This window comes from Ruminococcus sp. 210702-SL.1.03 (assembly GCF_020559915.1).
Classification (GTDB): domain Bacteria; phylum Bacillota; class Clostridia; order Oscillospirales; family Ruminococcaceae; genus YE71.
In genome coordinates, this window is the sequence record NZ_JAJCLZ010000169.1 from 1 (window position 1) to 257 (window position 257).

At 49.0% G+C, this 257-nt stretch carries 1 pseudogene; it reads right to left on the reverse strand.

The window, feature by feature from the left end:
* Positions 1-244 (reverse strand): annotated as a pseudogene (locus tag LI114_RS13970) (IS3 family transposase); the annotation flags it as partial.
* Between the last annotated feature and the right edge of the window lie 13 nt (positions 245-257).

Consider the following 257-nt stretch of genomic DNA (forward strand, 5'->3'; position numbering starts at 1 on the left):
TTGCCGGAATTTCTGTAATATCTGTCACGCACTTTTGCAGCGGTGCAGCCGCTGTGAAATCACGTTTCAGAAGATCGTCTGATTTGTGTGCTTCACGGTCAGCTCTGGTGATCCCGTTGGGCTTTCGTTTGGGTCTATGAATCAGGTTTATCTGCTCCATCACGCTGCGAACGGTTGCTTCGCACGGGATATTGATCCCATTAAGCTTGCCGACTTCTTTTCTGTACTTAAGCGCCTGATACATACGTACTCTGCCG